At 67.4% G+C, this 18,681-nt stretch carries 16 protein-coding genes and 1 pseudogene; 8 read left to right on the forward strand and 9 right to left on the reverse strand.

Translation table 11 applies throughout. The features are described from left to right. The 5 genes from QCD75_RS11950 to QCD75_RS11970 all read right to left on the reverse strand — a co-directional run. Positions 1-316: hypothetical protein (locus QCD75_RS11950; RefSeq protein ID WP_301228952.1), on the reverse strand; the 316-nt coding region annotated here is incomplete at its 3' end. 255 nt (positions 317-571) lie between these two features. Beyond that, entirely contained in the window at positions 572-1,918 is a 1,347-nt protein-coding gene (locus QCD75_RS11955; RefSeq protein ID WP_301228849.1) for an adenylate/guanylate cyclase domain-containing protein, read from the reverse strand. Continuing rightward, positions 1,908-2,516, reverse strand: a complete 609-nt coding sequence (locus tag QCD75_RS11960; protein ID WP_301228850.1) for a PH domain-containing protein — start codon at positions 2,514-2,516, stop codon at positions 1,908-1,910. Before QCD75_RS11960 ends, QCD75_RS11955 begins: the two co-directional genes overlap by 11 nt. Further along, positions 2,509-3,501 (reverse strand): biotin--[acetyl-CoA-carboxylase] ligase, encoded by a 993-nt coding sequence (locus tag QCD75_RS11965; protein ID WP_301228851.1) that lies wholly within the window; start codon positions 3,499-3,501, stop codon positions 2,509-2,511. Before QCD75_RS11965 ends, QCD75_RS11960 begins: the two co-directional genes overlap by 8 nt. Before the next feature lie 73 nt (positions 3,502-3,574). Next, a complete protein-coding gene (locus tag QCD75_RS11970; protein ID WP_301228852.1) occupies positions 3,575-4,465 on the reverse strand; it encodes an SDR family oxidoreductase in 891 nt (296 codons plus the stop codon). A 274-nt stretch (positions 4,466-4,739) separates the two neighbouring features. Between QCD75_RS11970 and QCD75_RS11975 the strand changes: the two genes are divergently transcribed. The 4 genes and pseudogenes from QCD75_RS11975 (at position 4,740) to QCD75_RS11990 (ending at position 10,225) form a co-directional block, all read left to right on the forward strand. Next, a complete protein-coding gene (locus QCD75_RS11975; RefSeq protein WP_301228853.1) occupies positions 4,740-6,323 on the forward strand; it encodes an acyl-CoA carboxylase subunit beta in 1,584 nt (527 codons plus the stop codon). A 104-nt stretch (positions 6,324-6,427) separates the two neighbouring features. Then, on the forward strand, positions 6,428-6,616 hold the full coding sequence (locus QCD75_RS22370; protein WP_226759944.1) for an acyl-CoA carboxylase subunit epsilon: 189 nt from the start codon (positions 6,428-6,430) through the stop codon (positions 6,614-6,616). A gap of 98 nt (positions 6,617-6,714) precedes the next feature. Next, positions 6,715-8,408, forward strand: a pseudogene (locus QCD75_RS11985) (DUF885 domain-containing protein). A gap of 353 nt (positions 8,409-8,761) precedes the next feature. Next, positions 8,762-10,225, forward strand: coding sequence for a dicarboxylate/amino acid:cation symporter (locus tag QCD75_RS11990; RefSeq protein WP_301228854.1), 1,464 nt, complete (start codon positions 8,762-8,764; stop codon positions 10,223-10,225). A gap of 94 nt (positions 10,226-10,319) precedes the next feature. On the opposite strand, the gene QCD75_RS11995 is transcribed toward QCD75_RS11990, so the two are convergent. Further along, positions 10,320-10,898 (reverse strand): hypothetical protein, encoded by a 579-nt coding sequence (locus QCD75_RS11995; RefSeq protein WP_301228855.1) that lies wholly within the window; start codon positions 10,896-10,898, stop codon positions 10,320-10,322. A 212-nt stretch (positions 10,899-11,110) separates the two neighbouring features. On the opposite strand from QCD75_RS11995, the gene QCD75_RS12000 reads away from it, so the two are divergent. Genes QCD75_RS12000 through QCD75_RS12010 form a run of 3 tightly spaced genes read left to right on the forward strand, consistent with a single transcriptional unit; the run spans position 11,111 to position 14,822 of the window. After that, on the forward strand, positions 11,111-11,503 hold the full coding sequence (locus QCD75_RS12000; RefSeq protein ID WP_301228856.1) for a YbjQ family protein: 393 nt from the start codon (positions 11,111-11,113) through the stop codon (positions 11,501-11,503). A 27-nt stretch (positions 11,504-11,530) separates the two neighbouring features. Further along, entirely contained in the window at positions 11,531-12,277 is a 747-nt protein-coding gene (locus QCD75_RS12005; RefSeq protein ID WP_441005476.1) for a TetR/AcrR family transcriptional regulator, read from the forward strand. Position 12,278: 1 nt separating this feature from the next. After that, positions 12,279-14,822, forward strand: a complete 2,544-nt coding sequence (locus QCD75_RS12010; RefSeq protein ID WP_301228858.1) for an MMPL family transporter — start codon at positions 12,279-12,281, stop codon at positions 14,820-14,822. An 83-nt stretch (positions 14,823-14,905) separates the two neighbouring features. On the opposite strand, the gene QCD75_RS12015 is transcribed toward QCD75_RS12010, so the two are convergent. Genes QCD75_RS12015 through QCD75_RS12025 form a run of 3 tightly spaced genes read right to left on the reverse strand, consistent with a single transcriptional unit; the run spans position 14,906 to position 16,763 of the window. Then, positions 14,906-15,859, reverse strand: a complete 954-nt coding sequence (locus tag QCD75_RS12015) for a hypothetical protein (RefSeq protein WP_301228860.1) — start codon at positions 15,857-15,859, stop codon at positions 14,906-14,908. Beyond that, on the reverse strand, positions 15,856-16,599 hold the full coding sequence (locus QCD75_RS12020) for a cytochrome b N-terminal domain-containing protein (RefSeq protein WP_301228862.1): 744 nt from the start codon (positions 16,597-16,599) through the stop codon (positions 15,856-15,858). Before QCD75_RS12020 ends, QCD75_RS12015 begins: the two co-directional genes overlap by 4 nt. Next, complete coding sequence (locus tag QCD75_RS12025) at positions 16,596-16,763, reverse strand: hypothetical protein (protein ID WP_301228864.1); 168 nt, start codon at positions 16,761-16,763, stop codon at positions 16,596-16,598. Before QCD75_RS12025 ends, QCD75_RS12020 begins: the two co-directional genes overlap by 4 nt. A 555-nt stretch (positions 16,764-17,318) precedes the next feature. On the opposite strand from QCD75_RS12025, the gene QCD75_RS12030 reads away from it, so the two are divergent. Further along, positions 17,319-18,614, forward strand: coding sequence for an alpha/beta hydrolase (locus QCD75_RS12030; RefSeq protein ID WP_301228866.1), 1,296 nt, complete (start codon positions 17,319-17,321; stop codon positions 18,612-18,614). Positions 18,615-18,681 lie beyond the last annotated feature (67 nt).

The raw sequence follows: 18,681 nt of genomic DNA on the forward strand, positions 1-18,681 counted from the left end.
CCGCCGCACCCGGCAGCTTCTTATCCCCGCCCAGGCGCAACTGAGCCGCCGACACCTGATTCAACGTCGAGCCCGCACTGTCATCAACAAACACCGTCCCGGCATCCTGCAACACATCAAACGTCGCCGACGCCGGCGTCACCGCCCCATCCAACACCCGCGACGGATAATTCAACCGCCCCACCGCATTCTTCGACTTCGACACCACCCACACCCCGCCATCATTCAACTCCACCTCAGTGGTCTTAAACCCCGGATAAATGATGGCGCCGGTGATGAGGACGGCGGAGGCAGCAACAATGCCGGTTCCGGCCATCAGGTGTTTGCGGCGGGCGGTCAGCGGGCGTGCCGGGACCGCGCGGCGCGTTTTTGGCCGCAGGGCTGCCAGGAAGGTCTTCATGTGTGCGGTATCCCCCAAAGTCACGGCAGCCAAAGCATGGGGCATCGCCCGCTGCTGGTGCCAGATAGCTCGACTATCCCATATTAGCTATCGATTAGAGAAACCCTGCCGGGGTCGTCACCCGCGGTGCCGGCATCGGTGCAGGTCAGGATGCCTTCGGTCCGGGACCAGCTAGTCCAGCACCAGCCCGTGGCCGCTGCCGCGTTGCAGCTCCACCGGGTGGATTTCGCCGAAGCCGCGGACGTCCTCGGCGGGGCGCGGAAGCAGCACAAACCGTTCGTCCTGTTCGAGTGCGGACGCGGTCATGGAATCCACCAGCACGGTTCCGGGATCGGCCAGCGCGGTGAGCCGCGCCGCCAGGTTCACGGTCGGACCGTAGATATCGCCCAGCCGGGAGAGGATGCGGCCCCACACCATGGCCACGCGGGCCTGGGGCAGAATCTCATCCTCTGTGAAGGCCTGGCACAGCGCGAGGGAGATTTCGGCGCCCGCTGCCGGGGTCTCGGCGATGTACAGTACTTCGTCGCCGACCGTCTTGACCAGCCGCCCGCCGCCCACCGAGATGATTTCGGCGCACTTGTTCTCAAAGCGCTGGACCAGCTGGGCGAGGGTTTTTTCGTTCATCCTGCGGGACAGGCTGGTGTAGGAGACGAGGTCAGCGAAGCCGACCGCCCGTGCCAGCGGCAGCGGGGCGTCGTCCTCATCGCCTTCGCGGCCTTCCTCGCTGGACGCGAGCCCGGCCTCGGCGCGCACGGCCAGGCGCTGGACGCCGGCGTTGAGCTGGCGGCGCCAGGAGTAGACCAGCATTTCCTCCAGGGCGTCCACGAGGGACGGCAGTTCACTGACCAGGCGTTTGCGGGCCACAGCGTCGGTGACGCCCTGCTGGTGGACCATGTCCTCGACGAGGGCTTCGATCTGCCAGACCACCATGCGGTCCGTCATCTGGCCGATGGCGCGGGTGACGGAAATCGCGGCTTCCTCGGTGAGCTTGCCGGCGCGGACCAGGTCCACGATGGTGTTCAGCGCCGACTGGTCGCGCTCCGTGAAGGCAACGTCCTCGTCGCCGATGTTGGGGAAGCCCAGGGCGCGCCAGAGTTTGCGGGCGGACAGCAGGGACAGTCCGGCGCCGGAGGCGACTTCACGGCGGCGGAGCTTGCGTTCCCCGCCGAGCAGGCGCTGCTCCAGGGCCTTCAGTGCGATGCGTTCCGTGGACATGGTGCCGGTGGGGGGCACGACGGCGGCTGCCGCTTCCGCGCCGGCCGATTCGGCGGCGTCGTCGGCGTCGTCGGCGGCGTCGTCGGCGTCCGCCTGGGGCTCCACCGTGACATCGGTGTCCGCGGAGTCCGGGAGCCAGGCCTCGGCGTTCGCGGCAGCTTCCTCGGCGTCCGCATCAATCTGTTCTGCCACGGAATCGAGGACGACTTCCTGGAGGTTGGCGGTCTCGACGACGGCATCCGGAACCTGTGACGGTTCTTCGTCCAGGAGCCCGGTGTCCTGGTGGACGTTCTCAGCGCTCATCTCTTCCACCTTCTCTCGTCTCCCACGGCCACGCCGCATCGGGGTTGTGCATCATGCCCTCGGAGCCCCAGCCCTCCTCCTGCGGGAGATCGTTGATGGCGTCGAGGATAAAGTTTCGGAACGTCGCGACCTCCGGGACGTCGGGCACCACCATGCTGGTGGGGTGTCCGGTCTCCAAGGATATATTCCCGGAGCGCAATACGCGTTGGAGCAACGACTGATGGATGACCACATTACGGACAGTGCCGAGGGGAACCTGCTCATCGCGCCGCCGCAACATGCCGTAACGGGCAACCAGGCGCTGGCTCGTCAGGACGTATTTCGTGGCGTGCCAGCCCATGACCCGCGGCAGGCAGTAGCCCACCAGCACCCAGGCCGCGAGTGCAATGCAGGCCCCGATCAGCCACGGCGTCCACTCCCTGGCGGAGTCCCTGGCCAGCGGGACCAGCTGTGCCGGCCCGCCCTTGATGATCAAGGCGCTGGCGTAGGCGGCGAGCGCCGGGACCAGGATAAACAGGAGCGCCGGGACAATCAGGGTCCTGGGCTGCGGGCGGGACACCACAATCACTTGCTCGCCCGGGTAGAGCTCTTTACGCATAACCGCTTTCGTGGCCCGGATGCCGGCCGGCACCGCCGGAAGCACCGCCGGGCTGGTCCTCGCCGCTTTCGGTGCCGCTTTCCGTGCCGTTTCCGGTGCCCGGTGGGGTCCAGGGGCGCAGGTGCACCACGTCGCCGGCCGTCACCACATGCTCGTGTCCCCTGGAGTCCACCACCAGGAGTGAGCCGTACTCGTCCAGGCGGGTGGCGTGGCCGATGATTTCGTGGTCGCCGGGCAGTTGGGCGCGGACCTGCTTGCCGAGCGTGGTCAGCAGGTGCTCCACCCGCTTGTGCAGGGAGTGGCCGCCGGCCATCCCGGCGGTGGGGTCGCCGTCGGCGTTGCAGAAGCTGCGGTAGAGGGTGGCGAACCGGGACAGGAAGCTCTTCAGCAGCTCGGTCCGGTCCACCGTGGACGGGTGTTCCAGCAGGACGGAGGTGGCGGTGGGCACCGGGAGCTCGGCTTCGGTGAGGGTGACGTTCAGCCCGGTCCCCAGGACGACGGGCGGCACGGCGCCGCCCTCCATCGGGCCCAGCTGGGCGAGGATGCCGGCGATCTTCCGGCCACGGACCAGGACGTCGTTGGGCCATTTGAGTTCGGCCGGGATTCCCGCGGTTTCCAGCAGCGCCTCGCGCAGGGCAAGGGCCGCGAGCAGCGAGAGCCAGGAGTAGCTCTGCGTGGGCAGCGGGCGTCCCTCGGCGTTGACCGGGCGTAGCACCAGCGACACGGAAACCGAACTGCGGGCAGGAGCTTCCCAGCGGCGGTCAAGGCGGCCGCGGGCGGCGCTCTGGTATTCGGCGGTGAGCACGGTGAGATCCGGGTATGCCCCGGGATCCTCGGTGACGCCGCGGATCAGGTCGGCGTTGGTGGAGCCGGTGGAGTCCACCACCGTGAGCCGCGGAATGCCGTTGGCGGAGAGGAACGCCTCATCGCTGAGGGCGTTCAGATCGAGGGGCGGACGTTCCGGGGCTTCCTGCGCGGCTTCCATGCTTTGAATCCTACCGAGTCATGGCGCTGCCGGCTCGGTTCCGGACCGCCGGCGCCACCGAAGCTCAGGAAACTCAGAGGAAGATGTCAGGGATCAGCCGGTCCTCGGGGGCGCCGAGGCTGTACGGGGTGAAGTCCGTGACGCCGGCGGCGGCGAGCACCTGCTCGTCCGTGTAGAAGTTGCCGCTCCAGCTGCCGGATTCCGGGATCGCGTTGCTGCTGGTCAGGACCGCGTGGGCGGCGTCCGCCATGATTTCGGGGCCGCGGGCGCCCAGGACGATCTTGTCGCCGCCGGGCATGTTGCGGATGGCGGCCGTGTTGATCAGGGTGCAGGGCCAGAGCGAGTTGACGTTGATGCCGTCGATCTTCAGTTCCTCGGCCAGTCCCAGGGTCGTCAGGCTCATGCCGTACTTCGCCATCGTGTATGCCAGGTGAACGCCGGCCCATTTGGGGTCCAGGTTCAGGGGCGGGGACAGCGTCAGGATCTGGCCGGCGTCGGAGTCCCGCAGCGCGGGCAGGGCGAGTTTGGAGAGCAGGAAGGTGCCGCGGACGTTGATGTCCTGCATCAGGTCATAGCGTTTCATATCGACGTCGTCCGTCTTCGACAGGTCGATCGCGGAGGCGTTGTTGATGACGATGTCGATCCCGCCGAAGCGTTCGACCGCGGACGCCACCGCGCCGGCGACGTCGCTGTCGTTGCGGACATCCCCGACCAGCGGCAGGGCCTGGCCGCCGGCTGCCTCGATCTGTTCGGCGGCAGAGTAGACCGTGCCTTCCAGCTTGGCGTGCGGCTGGCCGGTCTTGGCCATCAGGACGATGTTGGCGCCGTCGCGCGCGGCGCGGGTGGCGATGGCCAGGCCGATGCCGCGGCTTCCCCCGGAGATGAGGATGGTGCGGCCCTGGAGGGAACCGGCGGCCTGGTAGGGCCCTGCAGCGGTGCCCGAAGCATCATTGCTCGAAGTCATGAGGACACTCTAGCGGAGTCATGTTACTGACGAGTAACTACGACGCGCCCGGCCGGCGCCCCGCGCCGGCAAGGTGGTCCCGGTGAGAGTTGGGGCGAATATTGTAGGTTTTCTACAGCGGCACGGGCCAGTAGCGTCACTAGACTTGCCATCAAGGCCCGGCCTTTGTGGAGACCAGCTAAAGCGCCACACGGGACAGGGCCGGCGAAGCACAGCAGCAGCACACGCAGCACACGATTCAGCAGAACATCAGCTACAGAGCCGGAGACACTTGATGAGCCACGATCTGACCACGACCGCGGGAAAGATTGCCGACTTCCGCGACCGCCAGGCCCGTGCTGAACAGCCCTCCGGCCCGGAAGCGGTCGAGAAGCAGCATGCCCGCGGCAAGAACACGGCCCGGGAGCGCATCGACCTGCTGCTGGATGCCGGCTCGTTCGTCGAGTTCGATGCCCTGGCCGTGCACCGCTCCACCGCCTTCGGCATGGAGAAGAAAAAGCCGCTGGGCGACGGCCTGGTCTCCGGCTACGGCACCGTGGACGGCCGCCCCGTCGCCGTGTACAGCCAGGACTTTTCCGTCTACGGCGGTTCGCTGAGCCAGGTCAACGGCGAGAAGATCGTCAAGGTCCAGGAATTCGCGCTCCGCAACGGCTGCCCCGTCGTCGGCATCCTCGACGGCGGCGGTGCCCGCATCCAGGAGGGCGTAGCCTCGCTGGCCATGTTCGCGGACATCTTCCGCAACAACGTGCACGCCTCCGGGGTGGTCCCGCAGATCTCCCTCATCATGGGTCCGTCCGCCGGCGGCGCGGCCTACTCCCCCGCCCTGACCGACTACGTGGTCATGGTGGACAAGACCTCGCACATGTTCATCACCGGCCCTGACGTGATCAAGACCGTCACCGGCGAAGACGTGGACATGGAAACCCTCGGCGGCGCCCGCCAGCATAACGCCAACACGGGAACATCCACCTACCTCGCCTCCGACGAGGCCGACGCCATCGAGTTCGTCCGCGAGCTCCTGGACTTCCTGCCCTCCAACAACCTCGCCGAGGCCCCGGTGCTGGAGCACTCCCAGGAGCTGGAGATCGACGAGGAGGACCTCGCCCTGGACGCGCTGATCCCCGATTCGGCCAACCAGCCGTACGACATGCGCAAGCTCATCGGGCAGCTCGTGGACGACGGGCACTTCCTGGAGATGCAGTCCCTCTACGCGCCGAACGTGATGATCGGCTACGGCCGGATCGAGGGCCACACCGTGGGCATCGTGGCCAACCAGCCGATGCAGTTCGCCGGCACCCTGGACATCGCCGCCTCGGAGAAGGCCGCCCGCTTCGTCCGGCACTGCGACGCCTTCAACATCCCGATCATCACCCTGGTGGACGTGCCGGGCTTCCTGCCGGGCAAGGACCAGGAGTTCCAGGGCATCATCCGCCGCGGCGCCAAGCTGCTCTACGCCTACGCCGAGGCCACCGTGCCGAAGCTGACCGTCATCACCCGCAAGGCCTACGGCGGGGCGTACATCGTGATGGGCTCCAAGAAGCTCGGCGCGGACCTCAACCTCGCCTGGCCCACCGCCCAGATCGGCGTCATGGGCGCCCAGGGCGCCGTCAACATCCTCTACCGCCGCGAACTCGCCGCCGTTGCGGAGGCCGGCGGCGACGTCGAGGCCAAGCGCGCCGAGGTCATCCGGCAGTACGAGGAAGAGCTGCTCAACCCGTACCAGGCCGCCCAGCTCGGCTATGTCGATGCGGTCATCGCCCCGTCCGAGACACGCGTGCAGATCATCAAGGGCCTGCGTGCCCTGCGGGACAAGCGCGCCAGCCTGCCCGCCAAGAAGCACGGGAACATCCCGCTGTGAGCCCCACCCACCCCCTATCCCCGCAAGTCCCCCCCGGCTCCCAGCCTTCGCAAGCCCCGGGCGCGGCCGAGCCTGAGGCGACGACGCCGCCCGCCGAGCAGCCCCTGCTCGCCGTCGTCAAGGGCGAGCCGACGCCGGAGGAGCTCGCGGCGCTCACCGCCGTCGTGCTGTCCCTGGGCAGCGGCGAAGCTGCCGCACCGGAAAAGCCGAGCGCCCGGCACTGGATCCGCCGGCAGCAGCTGCAGCTGGCACCGAAGCCGGGGCCCGGCTCCTGGAAGCGCAGCCGCGGCTAAGCCCTCTGCGGGGAAGTGTGAAGTCCTCGGGAAGAAGTCCCTCGGGAAAAGTGCAGCAACCCTTTCATAACAGCCGGAGCCGGGCTAGTGTCTTTCGGGTGACTATCGAAACCACTGGAAATACTGCCCCCGGGCGCCCGCACACCGCCATCGATGCCGTCGCCGATGCCTTCACGGACACCCTGATCCGGCTTAACCCGAGCTTCGCCACCGAGCTCGGGCTCCCCGGTCACGAGACCGAGTACCAGGACTTCTCGCCCGCCGGGATCGAGGAGTTCGCGGTTGCCGCTCGGGAGACGCTCGCCGCGCTGGACGGCCTGGAGGCGGCGGACGACGTCGACGCCGTGACCCTGGATGCCATGCGCGAGCGCCTGGGCCTGCAGCTGGAACTCCACGAATCCGGCTGGGACCTTGCCGAGCTGAACAACATCGCCTCCCCCTCGCAGGAGATCCGGGCGATCTTCGACCTCATGCCGATGGATACCGCGGCGCAGTGGGACCACATCGCGGGCCGCGCGCACAACGTCCCCGCCGCACTGGACGGCTACATCGTGTCGCTGCGCGCAGCCAAGGAGGACGGCAAGGTTTCCGCCGCGCGCCAGGTGAAGATCGTGATCGAACAGACCACCAAGCACGCCGCCGAGGACGGCTTCTTCGCGAAGCTGGCTGCCGAAGCCCGGACCGCGGAGGGCCCGCTGCCCGAGGACGTGCAGGCCCGGCTCGACGCCGGATCTGCCGCGGCGCGCGTGGCATACTCCCGGCTGGCCGGCTTCCTGGAGTCCGAGCTGCTTCCCGTCGCCCCGGCGAAGGACGCGGTGGGCGTCGAGCGCTACTCGCTGGCGTCCCGCGTCTTCCTTGGCGCCGCGGTGGACCTGGAGGAAACGTACGCCTGGGGCGTGCAGGAACTGGACCGCCTGATTGCCGAGCAGGAGCGTGTGGCCGAGGAGATCCGGCCCGGCGCCACGATCGAGGAGGCCAAGGAGGTCCTCAACAACGACCCCGCCCGGCAGCTGAAGGGCACCGACGCCCTCCGGGCCTGGATGCAGGAGCTCTCCGACAAGGCCGTGGCCGACCTCGCGGGCGTGCACTTCGACATCCCGGACGTCATGAAGACCCTGGAGTGCAGGATTGCCCCGACCGATGAGGGCGGCATCTACTACACGGGGCCGTCGGACGACTTCAGCCGCCCGGGCCGCATGTGGTGGTCGGTGCCGCCGGGAGAGGACACGTTCACCACCTGGGCCGAGACCACGACGGTCTACCACGAGGGCGTCCCGGGCCACCACCTGCAGGTGGCGACCGCCACCTACCGCCGCGAGCTGCTCAACAAGTGGCGCCGGAACGTCTGCTGGACCTCCGGCCACGGTGAGGGCTGGGCACTCTACGCCGAGAAGCTGATGCAGGAACTGGGCTACCTCAAGGACCCGGGTGACCACATGGCATGCTGGACATGCAGCGCATGCGGGCAGCCCGGGTGGTCTTCGACATCGGCGTCCACCTGGAGCTGGAGATGCCCGAGCGCTGGGGCTCCGGCACCTGGACTCCGGACAAGGGGTACGGGTTTCTCCAGCAGAACCTCGCGATCAGCGAAGGCCAGCTCAACTTCGAGTTCACCCGCTACCTCGGCTGGCCGGGCCAGGCGCCGTCGTACAAGGTGGGCCAGCGGCTCTGGGAGCAGATCCGCACCGAGCTCGAATCCCGTCCGGGTTTCGAACTCAGGGCCTTCCACACCAAGGCGCTGAACATCGGCTCCGTCGGCCTCGACACCCTCAAGCGCGCTCTGCTGGAGTAAGCCCCTCCAAACTTGACTGCCACCGCCCCCGCCGTCGCCACCTCCACCGCGCAACCGCCCCGCCGCGCAACCGCCCCGCCGAGGTGACACTTGGCGCCCATTGCGGAGCGGCGCATGGGCGCGAAGTCTCACCTCGAGGCGGCCGACGGCGGACGCGCACTCCCCGGCGGGAATCCGGGCCCCCAGGCTCCCTAGCGGGAGACAATCGCCACACCGGGGACCGGAATAACTTCACAAACGGGTAGTCTTCCGGCGTATTCCCAGGGATTCCCCGGCCGGACCCAGAAAACTGCCACGTAACATTTCTCAACATCCGTTCGCCGTGATAAGTGCCCCGGCCCTAGCGTGGTCCGGTGAGCACTCAGACAAGCACCCCCGCACCCGCCGGAAAGACCGGCTTCCAGCTGCCCAAGTGGGCCGGCTCGTTCGGCTTCCAGATCATCGCCGCCCTGATCGTCGGGCTGGGCCTGGGCCTCCTGGCCAAGTACACGGGCAGCACCAAGGCGAGCCCGAACGCCCTCGGCGCCACGCTGCAGACCATCGGCTCGAGCTACGTCTCGCTGCTGCAGACCGCCGTCGTGCCCCTCATCTTCACCGCCGTCGTCAGCTCCATCTCCAACCTGCGCGCCGTCTCCAACGCCGCCCGGCTGGCCTGGAACACGCTGCTCTGGTTCGCCATCACGGCGCTGATCTCCGTGCTGATCGGCATCGGACTGGGCGTGTTCCTGCAGCCCGGCGCCAACACCGGCATCACCCAGGAGGCCAAGTACGCCGGCAAGTCCGGCGACTGGTGGGCCTTCCTGACGGGCCTGTTCCCGAAGAACTTCCTCGGCCTTGGCGCCAGCACCACCGTCACCGAGGGCGTCGCCAGCACCACGGTGAGCTTCAACGTCCTGCAGATCCTGGTGATCGCGGTCGCCGTCGGCATCGCGGCACTGAAGGTGGGCAAGGCCGCCGAGCCGTTCCTGAGCCTCAACGCCTCCGCCCTTGCCGTGATCCAGAAGGTCCTTTGGTGGATCATCCGGATCGCCCCGATCGGCACCGTCGGCCTGATCGGCAACGCTGTGGCCATCTACGGCTGGGACACCATCGGCTCCCTGGGCAAATTCACCTTCGCGGTCTATGTGGGTCTGGCACTCGTGCTGTTCGTCGTCTATCCGGTCCTGGTCCGCACCCACGGCCTGTCCGTCAAGCAGTACTTCTCGGGCGTCTGGCCGGCGGTGCAGCTGGCCTTCGTCTCCCGCTCCTCGGTGGGCACCCTGCCGCTGACCCAGCGCGTGACCGAACGCAGCCTGGGCGTCCCCCGCGCCTACGCCTCGTTCGCCGTGCCGCTGGGCGCCACCACCAAGATGGATGGCTGCGCCGCGATCTACCCGGCCATCTCGGCGATCTTCGTCGCCCAGTTCTTCGGCATCCAGCTCGACTTCACCCAGTACCTGCTGATCGCCCTCGTCTCCGTGCTCGGCTCCGCCGCGACCGCCGGCACCACCGGCGCCGTCGTGATGCTGACCCTGACCCTCTCCACTTTGGGACTGCCGCTGGCCGGCGTCGGGCTGCTGCTGGCAATCGACCCGATCCTGGACATGGGCCGCACCGCCGTCAACGTGGCCGGGCAGGCACTCATCCCCACCATCGTGGCCAAGCGCCAGGGCATCCTCGACGAGACACTGTACAACGCACCGCGCACCGGTGACCCGTTCTCCGACGAAGTCGACGGCACAGTCGACGACGCCGGCACGGCCGCCGTCGACCCCTCCGCTGCCGCTGCTCCCGCGGCGTCGCCGGAAGGCCGCGAGCTGGCCGGCGCCAAGGCGTAACCGCTGCACCAGGCACGAGCAAAAAGAAGTCCCCGGGAACCTCCCGGGGACTTCTTTGGTTGTGCCGCGTCAGGATCGGCGGCTAAGCGGGGGCCTAGTGTCCGCCTCCGCCAATCACGCCCTTCTCGACGGCCTTCGTGACGGCGTCCGCCTCGGCCTGGGTCAGCGTGCCGTCGGTGACGGCTTTGTCCAGCCTGGTCGTCAGTTCCGCAGCACGGTCGGCCTGGGCCGCGGTCCGCAGCTCCTCCAGGGCTGTCGTGACCTTCGCTTCGTCAATCCCCAGCGACGCCGCCAGCGACTTCGCCAGGGCCGCGTCCATCGCGGCGCGATCCGGCTTGGTGCCTTCGGCCGGCGGGGTAGTGGGCTTGTTGGCCTCGCGGAAGGCCTGCAGGGCCTCAGTCACCTTGGCCTCGTCAACGCCGAGCTTGGCAGCCAGTGCGGCAGCCTGGGCGCCGCCGCGCTCTCCGCCGCGGCCGGGTCCGTGGCCGGGTCCGTGGCCGCCGCGCATGCCCTGACCGTCGGTGCTGCCGGGCGTCGCGTTCGCCGAGGCGTTGGAGCTGGGGGCTGGGGTCGGAGTGGTGGCTGCCGACGCCATCCCGGTAACTCCAAGGCCTGCGCCCAGAGCGAGAGCCCCGGCCGAAATGGCGAGCGTAATTCTCTTCGTACGTGTCATGTGCTGTCTCCTGGTCTGCAGCATGGTGCCCGCTGCCATTGGCTACTGTCTCTTCCAAGACGTAGTTCAAGTGTCCGCCAGCCGCATCTGCGGGAGCTGTCCGGAACCTTTCATCTTCCTGTGAACGTTTCCAAGGGGCTCCGGGCGAATCATTCGGCCGGGCTCCCGCGGCTGTCCCGGTCCGCGCGTCCCGAGGTGGGTAGGCTCGGGGCATGCTGATCGTGACTTCCAGTGACATCCCGGGCCATCGTATCGACGCCGTTTTCGGCGAGGTGATGGGGCTTACCGTCCGCGCCCGGGATATCGGCAACCAGATGCTGGCCGGCTTCCGCTCAATCGGCGGCGGGGAACTGCCCGAAATGACGCGCATGCTCTACGAGAGCAGGCAGCAGGTCATGGCCCGAATGGTGACCGAGGCAGAGCAACGCGGTGCCAATGCCATTGTTGCCATGCGCTTCGACAACTCCCAGCTGGGGACCACCTGGACCGAGGTCTGCGCCTACGGCACGGCCGTGTTCGCCATCCCCATCCCGGCGGGGGAGCCGGGCGCCACGGGCCAGTCCATTTTTCTGACGAAGTCCGAGCCGGAGAAAAACTTGCCCTGAGTGCAAACATGCACGTAGTGTAAGTGCGTGTCCGCTTCCAGTTATCTCCGCGCAGCCGCGCCTCCGGCGTCCGGCACCCCGCCTGAGGCGCCGTCGCGCCGTGAGCTGAACAAGGCGGCCACCCGCCAGGCGATCACCGCCGCCGCCTTGGCGCTCCTCCGCTCCAGCGGCCCCGGCAACTTCACGGTCGAGGACATCGCCGACGCCGCCGGCATATCCCGCCGCACCTTCTTCAACTACTTCGGCAGCACCGAAGCCGCCATCGCCGCCGTCACGTTCGGCTTCCTGGACACGGCGCTTCAGCAGTTCCGGCTGCGGCCGGTCGGGGAACCCTTCCTGGAATCCGCCCGGGCCGCCCTCGTGGAACTCGCAGATCCGATGACCGTCGCTCCCCTGGCCGAGCTGTACAGCCTTGGCCAGGCCAACCCGCAACTGAGCAGGTCCGAGCTGGAAGCCTGGGACCACTGCACCGCCCAAATCATCTCCGCGGCCCGCGAGCGCTTCAGCGCCGGCGGCGGCGTCGAACTCGATGAGCTGTACCTCCGCGCACTGGCCGGCTCTGTCATTTCCTGCGGCAAAGCCGCGATGGACGTCTGGTTCGCCCGATGCGGCGGATCCCTGACGCCGGAATCCCTGTCCACCCTCCGGCACCTCCTGATCAATTCCATGAGCCTGCTGGGCTCCGGGTTCGCCCGCCCCGACACCGTCCAGCCCACCCTGACAGCCACCCCGGCCGCCAACTCCACCGACTCCCCTTCCCCAGATCGGCACTGACATGGCCCTACTGCTCTACCGCCTCGGCAAGTTCTCCTACCGCCACCGCTGGCTCGTCATCTCCGTCTGGCTTGCCGTCATGGTCGCCGTCGGTGGCGCGGCAGCCGCCTTCCACGGCACCCTGTCCAACAACTTCCAGATCCCGGGCACCGAAACCCAGCAGATGGCAGACAAGTTGAAGAAGGAGCTTCCCTCATCCTCCGGCGGTTCCGCCAGCGTGGTGTTCGAAGCCAACGACGCCCGGTTCAGCCCGGCCGGCCAGGAAGCCGTGACGGCTGCCCTCGCCAAGCTCAAGTCCCTTCCGGACGTCCAGGGCACGGTTGATCCCTTCGCCACGCAGGCCCAGCTGGACAAGGCCGCCACAGACCTCGCCGCAGGTAAGGAGCAGTCCGCTGCCGGCAAGGCCCAGCTGGAGACGGCCGCCGCCGAACTCGCTGCAGGAAAGGCCAAGCTGGACGCTGCCGAACAGCAGATGACGGCCGCCGGACTGCCGCCCGCTGCGATTGAGGCCCAGCTCGGCCAGCAGAAGGCAGCCCTCACGGCAGGTCAGGCCAAGATCGACGCCGGCACCACGGAACTGGAAGCCGGCGTAGTCAAGCTGGCCCTTGGCACCCGGCAGTTGGAGGCTTCCAAGGGCCTCCGCTTCGTCTCCGCGGACGGCAAGGCCGCGATCGCGCAGATCCAGTTCAAGACCTCCATCAACGGGCTCAAGCCCGAGGTCCGCCAGGAAGTCCAGGACATCGTCAAGGAGGTTTCCGCCGCCAACGTGACCGCGCTGCCGAGCAAGGAAATCAGCGAGGACATCTCCGAGCTCTTTGGCACCGCCGAGATCCTCGGCATCGCGGTGGCAGCCCTGGTCCTGATCATCATGCTCGGGACCCTGGTCGCGGCCGGGCTTCCGCTGCTGATGGCCGTGGTCGGCGTCGCCGTCGGTGTGGGTGCCACCTTCGCCCTGAGCGGGGCCTTCGACATGAGTTCCATCTCCCCGATGCTGGCGCTGATGCTGGGCCTCGCCGTGGGGATCGACTACTCCCTGTTTATCGTCAACCGGCACCGCGGGCAGCTGCTCTCCGGCATGGACCCCGAGGAGTCCGTGGCCCTGGCCACCGGCACCTCCGGCAATGCTGTGCTTTTCGCCGGCCTGACCGTCATCATCGCCCTCGCAGCCCTCGTTGTCCCGGGTCTTCCGTTCCTGGCCGTCATGGGCCTCTCCGCCGCCGCCACGGTGGCCGTCGCCGTCGTCGTCGCCCTGACCCTGACGCCGGCTGTGCTCTCCCTCGTGGGCCGGAAACTGATCTCCAAGCGGGCCTGGGCCAAGGCGGACAAGCACAATGCCGCTCCGGGCCACGAAACCGAGGACCGCGCCAAGGACGAATACCGCAGCAGCCACGGCTGGGGCGGCATCGTCACCAAGCACCCGTGGCTGGCCCTGCTGGCCGGTGTGGTGCTGCTCGGTGTCCTGGCGCTGCCGGCCAGCCAGCTCCGGCTCGCCTTGCCGGACGCCAGCTCCGAGCCGGTCTCCTCGCAGGCCTTCAAGGCCTACGACGTCACCAAGCGGAGCTTCGGCGAAGGGATGACCGGCCCGATCATCGTGGTGGGCGACCTCCCCGCCGGACTCAGCGAAGCCGACGCGAAGGCCAAGCAGTTCGACGTCGCGGACATCCTGCGCGGGACCCAGAATGTCAGCGCCGCCGTGCCGCTGGCCCTGAGCGAGGACCGCCGCACTGCCGTGTTCCAGGTCATCCCGAACGAAGGCCCGGCCAGCGCCAGCACCGTGCAGGTGGTCTCCGAACTCCGCGCCGAAAAGGGCCAGATCAAGGACAGCACCGGCGTCAGCATCGGGCTCACCGGACAGACCGCCGGAAACGTCGATGTGTCCACCAAACTCGGTGACGCACTGCCGCCGTACCTGGCGATCGTGGTGGGCCTCTCGCTGATCCTGCTGCTGCTCGTGTTCCGCTCCATCTGGGTGCCGCTGCTGGCCACCGGCGGATTCCTGCTCTCGCTCGCCGCCGCGTTCGGCGCCGTCGTCGCGGTCTACCAGTGGGGCTGGCTGGGGACCATCTTCGGCGTCGAGAACCCGGGCGCCGTGCTGAGCTTCCTGCCGATTATCCTGATCGGTGTGCTGTTCGGCCTGGCCATGGACTACCAGGTGTTTATCGCCTCGGGAATGCGCGAGTCCTACATGCACGGCGAACCGGCCAAGCATGCGGTCCGCTCGGGCTTCAGCCACGCGGCCGCCGTGGTCACCGCGGCCGCGATCATCATGGTCAGCGTGTTCTCGGGCTTCATCTTCTCGCACCTGAACATGGTCCGGCCGTTGGGCTTCGCGATGGCCTTCGGTGTCCTGATCGACGCGTTCGTGGTCCGGATGACGATCGTCCCGGCGGTGATGTACCTGCTTGGTGAGAGGGCCTGGTGGCTCCCGCGCTGGCTGGACCGCATCCTGCCGGACGTGGACGTTGAAGGCGCCAAGCTGCGCAAGCCGGCCCGCGCCGCAGCGGCCTCACCCGAGGCTGAGCCTGTAACGGTCGCCGCACGGTAGCGTCCGCCGTCGACACGCAACTGCCCGCTGATCACACGATCGGCGGGCAGTCTCGTATCCGGCCCCCTGGCCTGGAGGCAGACTCAGCGATTGCGGTAGTAGTCCTTCCAGACCAAACGATGAAGAGGGATCTTCCGTGGCAGCGACCTCAGACCGGGGATGAACGGCAGGAAGGCCAGCAATGCCGTGAGCACGAGCATCGTGATGACGACCAGGGCATCGGCATTGGGAGCGGACTTGAACGGTTCCACCTGGTAAAGGAGCGAGAAGAGCCACAGCCAGGACTGCCCCGGAGTATCGCCGGTTTCGTTCATCACACCCCACTGATCCCCGGAGAGGTGCTGGCTTGCCGCAAGACCCGGGAAGTAGCCTCCGTCTCCCAGAAACAGGAGGCTTCGGGTGTAGTCCATGTTGTAGAAATTTCCGCCGCTCTGCAGTACGCCGTCCAGACTGCCCTGGCGCGCCATGTCCAGCAATGCGCCGGTCAGCGCCGGGACCGGGCCGTAGTCGCCATCGGCCACCTTGGCCGGGTCGTTGTCCGGCGCAGCGGCGAGGGCGATGGAATAGGCAGCTGCCCAGTCCGAGCGCTGCTGGTCGGTGCCGGCCGTCCAAAGTGCAAGGTCAGCTGGCGGCGACGGCAGCGTCGCCAGCGGGGCGGTCACGAAGTCGCTGGCGTTATCGACCGGAAGGCGGACACCGGAGAGGCTTTGAAGGTCCACGGGGCCGACCTTCTGCGTTGCGTCCGGCGTCGAGTTGTAGGGCGGCCCGTAGCCCGCACTATCGCTGGTTCCGGCAAGTTCCTTTGTTGCGGTGGCAACGAAATCCGCCGGGGCGGCCGTGGCCCACGCTTTGAGGCTGACGCTGGGCTCATCAGGGGACCCGAAGATGGCGGAAACGCCAAGCACGAGCAGGCCGACAACCACGACACCGATGATCAGTTCCTTGATCAGGTCATATTCGCGGACGCTGCCCGTCCAGGGCCGGCTGGCAAGGTCGTCCGTCTTCCGCCAGGAGATGCTGCTGCTTTTCCTGGTCATCGCACTGCGTCCCGGGATTCGGTGGACTCCGGAGGTTGGGTGTACCCGGGAGGTTGGGTGGACTCCCGGCGATTGTGAAGCAGTTGGGCATCGGACTCCGCCGCCTCAAGCGGCGGTGCAACGCCGTGGACCCGGACCAGCAGTACATGCAGGACCACCACCGCACCCACGGCCAGGGGCAACAGCGTGATATGCCAGGTGAAGAGTTGCCCGACGTTGGCCGCATTGAACCAGGCACCCACTCCGACCGCGTTCAGCGCATCCTTCGCTTCAAACGCAATCCACTGGGAATCGAAGTTCGTCTGGAGCAGGTACCCGGTGAAGGCCGCCACGATGGAAACGACGAAGGAGAGCACTCCGGTGATCCAGGTCAGGGCCCGGCCCCCGCGCCACGCCGCCATCCAGAATTTCAGCCACAGGTGCACCACCATGAAGATGAAGAAGAATTCCACACTCCACAAATGGGTGCTGTTGACGAAGCTCCCCAGCGAGGACACGTGATACCACTGGGGTCCGTTCAGTCCCAGGACGATTCCGGAGATGACGATCCACAGCAGGGAAGCGATGGCCCCCATGCCGAAGACGTACGACCAGGACGCCACGTAGCTTGGCTGATCCTCGGGCAAGAGCTTGTCCGGAGGAAGCTTCTTCAGGAGCCACCGGCGGGCCCTGCCGGTCCAGGTGTGGGCGTCAGTTTCATCGGCCGGCGTACCGGGCCGCGGTGTCGCATGGGCGCTCATTTCCGCCGCTTCCCGCCGGGAAAGGGAAGGACCAAGGCCAGAACGAACAGGATGATCATCACGACGATCACTATCAGGTTTCCGGACTGGATGGTGAAGCCGTCCCAGCCAAAATAAGTTCCCTCACCAACCGTGCCAACGCTTGCCACTAGCCATCCAGTCATGGAACGCTCGATTCTCCGTAGGATCCCCGTTCAACTCCACCACGGGCAAACATCCGCTGACAGGGTCTTCCGCCCCCGGGCAAGCCTCCGTTTGGGACTCCCGGGCCGGTCGGCGCGGGACCGGAAGGTCAGCCCCTCGGACACCTACGGGAGACTCGGCTGGCTTTCCCAGCGAACGTCAAGGTTCACCCACTCATAATGGACCGAAGCTCCGGTCAACCGCTATTTGACCGGAGCTTCGCCATTTCGCCTGCCACCGCGCCACCGGCCACCCCCGCGGCGGCGGTGGTAATCCATGAGCGGCGTCCTGGCCGGCGCTTGGGACAGAAAGCACGGCGGTTGCCAGCAGCAGCGGCTGCTCGGGCTTTGATAGCACGCCGGTCACCACGGACCCCGGGGATCTGGATTCCCAGCCGGCCGCAATCTTCAGCCGCTATGATCAGCGGCGGGGACCGGACGGGAAGTCCGGGATTGGTACAGCGGTATCGCCGCCCGGCACTCCGGAGGACGCAATTCCGGCGGGACGGCAGCCGCGCAATGTGGGCGGGAGGTGCCATGGGGAAATTCATTCTGGCTCTCAACATCATTGACGGGCCCTTGATCGTCGCGTCATACGTTCTCAGCATCGCCCTCTGCGCCACTCTTCTGATGCGACGCGCGCCAAGGACGCTGGCCATGACGGCACTCTCGGGCGCAGCCGGCGCCGCGGCCGGGGCCGTCATCGTGCTGGTGGCGGAGCAGATCATGCACGCATTCGGCGGTCCCCTCGGGTGGGCCGTTCGCATCTGGGTCATAGCGTTCTTCGCCGGCTTAGGCCTCTGCGGCGCAAACCTCCGGGCCTCCGGCCCCTGGCGCAAGGTGCTCGCATCCGTCGCAGTTCTCAGCTTCGCTGCCAGCGCGGCCTTAGGTATCAATGCATATTACGGACTGAACGCGACCCTGGCCTCATTCCTGGGGGTCTCCCTCGCCCCGAGGATTGACCTGGGACCGGCCGCACACCATGCCGCCGCACCGCAGAAGCCCCTGTGGGAAACCTGGAAGGCACCTGCAGGAATGCCCTCCGAGGGTTCAACCGCCCAAGTCCTCATCCCGCCGCAAATATCCGGGTTTCCCTCCCGCCCGGCGGGCCTGTACTTGCCCCCGGCAGCACGGGTCCCCAACCCTCCGGCGTTGCCACTGGTGGTTCTGATGATGGGACAGCCCGGAGATCCGGACCCCCAGCATGCCGCCGAAGTCCTCAACGACTACGCCGCACACCATGACGGACTGGCGCCGATCGTCATCGTTGCAGACCAGCTTGGCGACCCCCTGGTCGACAATCTGTGCCTCGACTCACCGCTTTACGGACGTCCGGAAACCTTCATCAACCGCGACGTGGTCGACTGGGCACGCATCCACCTGAACATCATTGACAACCCGAAATACTGGACCATTGCGGGCTATTCCCATGGCGGCCAGTGCGCCATTTCCTTCGCCGCCAAATACCCCTCGATCTGGGGCAACGTTGTGGACATCTCCGGGGAAGAATTCCCCGGAGCCGAGAACCCCGAGACCAACCTCCGCGAAGTGTTCGGCGGCAACCAGGCAGCCTACGACGCCGAAAAGCCGGTCAACATCATGAAACAACAGAGGTACCCCAACACCCAGGGCATCTTCACGGCCTCAACCGACGACCCCGTCTACCTCGAGGCTGCCCGTCATGTCTCGGCGGCAGCAGCAGCCGCGGGAATGACCGTCACCTACTACGAGGTCCCTGACGGGGGACACGGAATCGCGGCGCTGAACGGCGGCCTGAACAAGGGATTCGAACTCCTCTTCCCCCGGCTCGGGCTCTCCCAGCCCTCCTCCTAGGCGCGGGCCAGCGAGCGACGGCGAGAACCGGCGCCGTCACGTTCGACAAGCTCAAGCCCTGAGCACG

The organism is Arthrobacter sp. PsM3, assembly GCF_030433895.1.
GTDB lineage: Bacteria > Actinomycetota > Actinomycetes > Actinomycetales > Micrococcaceae > Arthrobacter.